Below are 6,206 nucleotides of genomic sequence, written 5' to 3' on the forward strand. Positions count from 1 at the left end.
CATCACAAGGCCGACCCGACGTCGGCGGTCTCCAGATCAGGTATCGCGCGTCGCGCGCAGCAATTCAGGGATCTGCTCGCTGACGTCCAGGAAGGATTCGATGGGGACTGGGCGTGAAAAGTAATAGCCCTGAGCGTAGCGGCAGCCGATGCCTCTCAGCAGACCGATATGCTCGGCCTGCTCGACGCCCTCGGCGACCACATCCATCCCGAAGCTGCGCGCCATGGCCACGACTGCGGTCACCAGTGCCTGGTCGCCCGGGTCTGTGGCGATATCGCGGATGAAGCTCTTGTCGACTTTGAGCGTGTCGACTGAGAATCGCTTGAGGTAGGACAGGGATGAATAGCCAGTGCCGAAATCGTCCAAGTAGATCGGGAACCCCGCTTCTCGTAGGGTCTGGAGCCAGGTTTGGGCGCTCCCGACATCACTGAGTAGAACGCCCTCGGTGATCTCCAGGGCAAGCTGGCTGGGGGAGATGCCCAAGCGGCTGACCTGATCGAGCAGAACAGGCGGTGGGAGGCCTTCGGGTATCTGGGAGCCAGAAACGTTGACTGAGAGTCGATAGGGGAGGCCCTGGCGTTTCCAGTCGGCGAGTGTCCGGCACGCCGTCTCAAGGACCCAAAGCCCGATGTCGCTGATGAGGCCAGTCTCCTCGGCCAGTGGAATGAAGGCGTCCGGCGGCACCAGACCACGATCCGGATGCTGCCAGCGGATCAGCGCCTCGGCCCCGGCCAAGCAGTTGCGCTCCAGGTCGACGATGGGCTGGAGGAAGAGGGCGAACTGCTCCTCCCGCACCGCGCGTCTTAGATCCAGCTCCAGGCTGCGGCGCTCCTCGGCCAGCTTGGCAAAGGTTGGATCGAAGAAGCGGATGCCGTTTCCCGCTGAGCCTTGGGCGTGGGACAAGGCAAGATTGGCGTGTCGCATGAGCCCTTGGAGGTCACTCTCGACATCGTGCGGGTAGAAGGCGATCCCGATGTTGATCCGCAGCCGCACCGGCGAGCCCGAGACGAAGTAATGGCGCTGGAGTTCGCGCAGGACGCGCTCGGCGACGTGCTCGGCGTCCAGGTCACGGTCGAGTTCGCCGAGCACAAGTGCGAACTGATCGGCTCCAGGCCTCGCGATGATGTCGCTCCCTTTGACGCAGGTGGACAAGCGCGCTGTCGCCTCTTGGAGAATCTCTTCCCCGGCTGTCGGGCCGAACCCCTCGAGGAAGCGCTTGAAATCCCCGAGGCTGACGAGGGCGAGCGCGAAGCCTTTGCTCTGCTTGAGTTCGCACGCCTGCACCATCTCATGCAGTCGCTGCTCCAAGCCGAGCTGATTGGCGAGGCCGGTGAGGCTGTCTGTGACGGCGAGACGTCGAGCCGAACGCTCAGCCTCCTTATGCTGCGTCACATCGTGGACCACACCCTGAATGGATTGATCGGCGATGGGTGTCAGGACCATGCAGAGCCAGCGGCTCGGCCCCTCGGGCGGACCCAGCTCCAGGTCGGCTGAGGTGCTCGCATGGTCGTTCATGCAGCGCAGCAGCAGCTCCCCGAGGCGCGCGGGCTCTTTCCATCCAAGATTCAGCAGTGAGAGCGGCGTCGACGTCTGCTCGGCCTGCGGCGGGACCCGCATCAGACGCGCGAACGCGGGGTTCCAAGAGGTGATGGTGCCCAAGTTGTCGATGATGAAGATGCCGGTTTCGGCATTCTGCACAATGGCGTGATAGCGGCGCTCGTCGATCTCGCGCTGGATCCGCAACGCGCGCTCCTCGTCGAGCGTCTTCACCAGACGGTCAGCCATGAGGTTGACGTCGGCGACCAGGACACCGATCTCCGATTCCTGGCGACCCGCGGGCAGTGGCAGACGCTCGCCTTGCGCCGGATCCATCTGGTGCAGGCTGTCCGAGATCGACTTGATGGGCCGCACGATCTGCAGCAGCATCGCCGCCGTCATCGCCAGCACGATCAGGAGCAACTGCAGCCCCGTCTGCAGCATGGCCATCCAGGTCTCTCGCCGCATCGCATCGCGGATCACGGCGAGGTTCGGCGTGAGCAGGATGCGCCCGACCCGCTCCTTCGAATCGAAGGGCGAAAAGACGTCACGAGCGAGCGGTTCGCTGTCCGCGCCGGTCTCCCCAGCCTCCGCATCACGGTGTTGGCCGGCGAGTTCTCGGTCGCCGCTTTGGATGACCACGCCCAGCACCTCGGAACTCTTCAGGAGACCCGAGGCCAGCTCTGACGCCAGCACCTCGTCGCCGGTAAAGCAGGCCACGCTCGCGGTATCCTCGACGGTGTCCAGCAACTGCCAGAGCCGACGAGTCGAGTCCTCTTGCGCGCGCATCTGGTTGTAGCCGAGCGTGATGCCGACGCTGAGCGCGCCAGTCGCCAGTGACACCAGGGTCAAGACCAGGCCGGTCCGAAAAATGATGCTCTGATGCCAGTGAGGTTGCATAGGAGTCCGTGCTCAGTCGCCCAAGTTGAAGACGACTTTGACTTGGGCGGGCTGCTGGCCCGCGCGCAGATAGCCCAGGCTGCCCGGATTGCTGGCCAAGAACTGCAGCATCTCTTGCTCGGAGGGCGCCTGCTCGGGCGGCGCGGTCTTGCCCGAGAAGCGCAGGCGTGACCAGTAGGAGCGGATCTCGGCCGGCGTCTTGTCGACCAATTGACCGTAGAAGTCGCTGAAGAGCCCCGGATCCCTCGGTTGATCGACCGGAAGTGCCGACTGACCATTGGGTAGCTGGCGGAAGCGCCCGAGAAAGATGTTCACCACCTCCTCGCGCGTGAGTCGATCCACTCCGCTGGCCGCGCTCATGACAACCACCACCGGACCATCGGCGTAAGCCTGTAATGCCACCAGCAGGAGCAGGGTGGCAATGAGTGGTCGGAAAGATCCATCCGTGCACATGGCGGGCGCTAGAAGACGAAGTTCCAAGAAAGACTGAAGACCGTCATGGATCCATCCCATTCCTCGTTCTCCCAGCGATAGAGAAAGGTCGAGCTTGGATCTCCACGGATGACGTCCACCTGAGCCTTGAGTGCCATTCCTGGGCGGAAATCCCAACGGGTGCCTATGAAATAGGTCCCTTGATCGGTGTGGAAATTGGATTGATAGGCGTCTGTGTAGCCAGGGATGGCGTACTGGAGGTCGGCGGGCGCCGACTTGGCGGCGGAGACGCCGACGAAGGGCGTCCAGTCTTGGACGCGGTAGCCCAGAACCAGATAGCCCGACCAGGTATCCTCGAAGGTTCCGTGTTCGTTGAAGGTCTTACTCAACATCAACTGTGTCTGCAACGGGCCGGCGTCGTAGACGATTCCGAGCGAGCTGAAATGCGACCAGTGATCCTTGACACGCAGCTCATCGGCGGTTGCCTCGGGCAGGGCTGCGTAGAAGTCCTCGAGGGGCAGGTCATTGGCGAAGCGCACGCTGGTCTGCCCGAGTCGGACCTGCCAGGGGCCTTTCTGATAGTCCAGGTAACCACCCAGCAGCAGCGACTCGCTCATGTCGAACTGCAACTGATCCCAGGGTGACTGCTCGCGGCTCAACCCCCCGTAGAGCTTGCCTCGGAGCAGGCCGCCGGCAAAGGGCCAGGTGGCTGAGATGTCCATGCCATCCACGTAACTGAAGGGCAGTGTGCCGTAGTAGTCGACCGGGGGTCTGACCGTCAGGTAGGAATAGCCGACCAGGCGAGAGTCGGCGAGCATGTAGAACTCGATACCCAAGCGTCCGGCGCGCAGGCTCCAGGACGGATTGGGATCGAAGCCGAGGAAGGCCCAGGTGATCTCGGGCTCGAACCCACCGTCCGGGCGGTAGTGCGAGACCGCTTGCAGCGTGGCGCTCCATTCTGGCCGGATGTTCAGGTCGGCTTGGAGACCCAGTACCGAGTCGGTGTTGAGGCTCCACTGCTCCGTCAGCCCATCCGGATGTGAGAGATCACGGACGAATTGTGCTGACTCATCCGTCGATCGCGCCGCACCCAGGGTGCCGAAGCCGCTCAGCGAGAAATCCATGGCGCTCGCCGGGCCGACCATCGCGCTGGCCAACAACAGCAGCATCAATCCTTCGACGACATGCAGCTGTCTTCCGGATGGCTGAGTCAACAGCATGACTCCGCATGGCGAGCAGGCCGGTCACGGCCATCTCGGGCTTGAATCGGCATAAAGCGTCTCCTGGTCGTGCCCATCTGTCCCTTCAAAGCATCATCCCATATCACCGCCGACAGTCTTCCTGAGCCGACCAAAAACATCGATCATCTGTCGCTTCGGCTTCGCATCATTCGCCCGTATTCGAGAGCCCGCAGCGATACACGCAATAGGTCCTAACAGGACGAGGCCGAGTATAGCCGCCGCGCGCGGAGCGCGACCAGACAGCCACCTGCGCTGTGACATCAAGGGTCGAAAATTTGAGGGGCCTATCACGAAATCCGAGGGAGACGACGGAATGAGGAGGCGCGACGGCTAGCGGGACCGGCCGATGCGTGCGGAGGCTGTACTCAACTGCTTCGGTTTGCCGCGGCAGCTTTTGGAGAGGGGAGGGCGTTGTCGGTGCTCACCCGATTCTGCTGGCTGAGCGGCGCGTGCGCAAGAGGACCGATTCCTGGCGGTCCGCGAGCGATCTCAGAGCGGACGTTGCTTAGGCGATCTTTCCAGTACTGTGTGATGCACGAGCGGGGCTGTTGTTCCCAACACTCTTTCGTCGCGAATTTCTTAGATTCGCCCACCTCGCCACCCGCCATGTTGCCCGCATTGCCACATCGCCTCAGTGGTGGAGAAGGTCGGGAATCGACTCAGAGCGGTCACCGACGCGTCCGAGCCGACTGACTCAGCTGCCCCGTCAGCAGTCACCGACCGATCGAAGGTCAGTGACTCCTCGATCCTGAAGGCAGAAAGTCCCTCTCGTTGCGCGAGTGACAGGTCACGACCCAATGGAGACATTGGCTCTGCGAACAATGACGGCGGCCATGCAACCCAGAGCGGACATTGCGAGAGTCGTCTTGTTCATTACTGACGCCGTCGATCTCGTCCGTGTGCGGGGCGCCCGCTTGGGAAGACCCGCCCGTCGAAGTCGTGCCCGACTGGAACGCCCTAGCGCAACCACCACCCGAGTACCGCTTCGACCAACGGCTGCAGTGGTAGCCTCCTCCCGTCGGCTAGCCACGCAGGCCACCCGCTATCCCCTGCATCGAGGGTTTGCACCTTTCCCGACTGGATGCCCTATGAGCAAATCACCGCCAGCGGGGAGTATCGCGGGATCGGCGCCGACCTGACCGCGTTGCTGGACGAGCAGCTCGGCGTGCCGCTCACGCTGTTGCCAACGCGCACCTGGTCCGAGTCGTTGGCCAAGGTCCGCGATGGTCGCTGTGATCTGCTGCCGATGACGATGGAGGTGCCGAGTCGTCGTGCCTACCTGGATTACTCAGCCCCCTACACGGCACAGCCCTTTGTCATCGCCACCCGGCTCAGCCATCCCTTTGTCTCGAATCTAGCGGAACTCGACGACGCGCGCGTTGCGGTCGTCGAGGATGTCGCCGTCGGCGAGCTGATTGCCGAGCATTATCCACGACTCAAGCTCGTGACCGTTGCCAACGCGACCGAAGGACTGGAGCTGGTTCGCCAAGGACGCGTAGTCGGATACGTGGACTCGCTGGCAACCATTGCCTATAAGCTGCAGCAGGAGGAATCGATCGACATCAAGGTTGCCGGCACGCTCGGCTTCGACCTCCAACTCAGTATGGCGACCCGAGCGGACCAGCCGCTGTTAGGCGTCGTGATCGCCAAGGCACTGGATGCGATCGGTCCGTCGGGGATCGACCGTATCGTCAGTCGTTGGCTGTCCGCCCAGTATCAGCCGCCGCGCAACACGGCCTGGCTGTGGATAGTCCTCGCCCCGACGGCGCTCATCATGCTCGGACTCTACCTCTGGAATCACTGGCTGCGGAAGGTCAATCGCGCCCTGGCCGAGGCCCAGGCCGAACTGGCCGAGAAGACGCAAGCGCTGAAGCGCCTTTCCGTTACCGACAGCCTGACCCTGCTCAGTAATCGGCGCAAACTGGATGAGGTGCTGAGCCGATCGGTCGAGCTGAGTCGGCGTAACACCCGACCGTTTGCGTTGATCATGATCGATCTCGATCACTTCAAGATGACCAATGACAGCTATGGGCACCAGGCCGGCGACCAAGTCTTGCAGCAGGTCGCTGCATTGATCCGCGAACAGTGCCGCAACAC

At 62.7% G+C, this 6,206-nt stretch carries 4 protein-coding genes; 1 reads left to right on the forward strand and 3 read right to left on the reverse strand.

All coding sequences use genetic code 11. The features are described from left to right. Positions 1–36: 36 nt before the first annotated feature. Genes G3480_RS14955 through G3480_RS14965 form a run of 3 tightly spaced genes read right to left on the reverse strand, consistent with a single transcriptional unit; the run spans position 37 to position 4,082 of the window. Complete coding sequence (locus G3480_RS14955) at positions 37–2,436, reverse strand: EAL domain-containing protein (RefSeq protein ID WP_164654694.1); 2,400 nt, start codon at positions 2,434–2,436, stop codon at positions 37–39. A gap of 12 nt (positions 2,437–2,448) precedes the next feature. Beyond that, positions 2,449–2,949 carry a phosphate ABC transporter substrate-binding protein gene (locus G3480_RS14960; RefSeq protein ID WP_164654695.1) on the reverse strand — a complete coding sequence of 167 codons (501 nt, stop codon included), beginning with the start codon at positions 2,947–2,949 and terminating at the stop codon, positions 2,449–2,451. Continuing rightward, complete coding sequence (locus G3480_RS14965; RefSeq protein WP_164654696.1) at positions 2,898–4,082, reverse strand: hypothetical protein; 1,185 nt, start codon at positions 4,080–4,082, stop codon at positions 2,898–2,900. The genes G3480_RS14960 and G3480_RS14965 overlap by 52 nt, the downstream gene beginning before the upstream one ends. A gap of 1,108 nt (positions 4,083–5,190) precedes the next feature. Here G3480_RS14965 and G3480_RS14970 point away from each other — a divergent pair. Then, on the forward strand, positions 5,191–6,206 hold a 1,016-nt coding region (locus G3480_RS14970), incomplete at its 3' end, for a diguanylate cyclase (RefSeq protein WP_164654697.1).

Origin of the sequence: Thiorhodococcus mannitoliphagus (genome assembly GCF_010915725.1) — a bacterium.
Lineage (GTDB): Bacteria > Pseudomonadota > Gammaproteobacteria > Chromatiales > Chromatiaceae > Thiorhodococcus > Thiorhodococcus mannitoliphagus.

Coding starts and splice junctions, on each gene's coding strand:
- G3480_RS14955 (WP_164654694.1), bottom strand. CDS start 2,436: ATGCAACCTCACTGGCATCAGAGCATCATTTTTCGGACCGGCCTGGTC.
- G3480_RS14960 (WP_164654695.1), bottom strand. CDS start 2,949: ATGGGATGGATCCATGACGGTCTTCAGTCTTTCTTGGAACTTCGTCTT.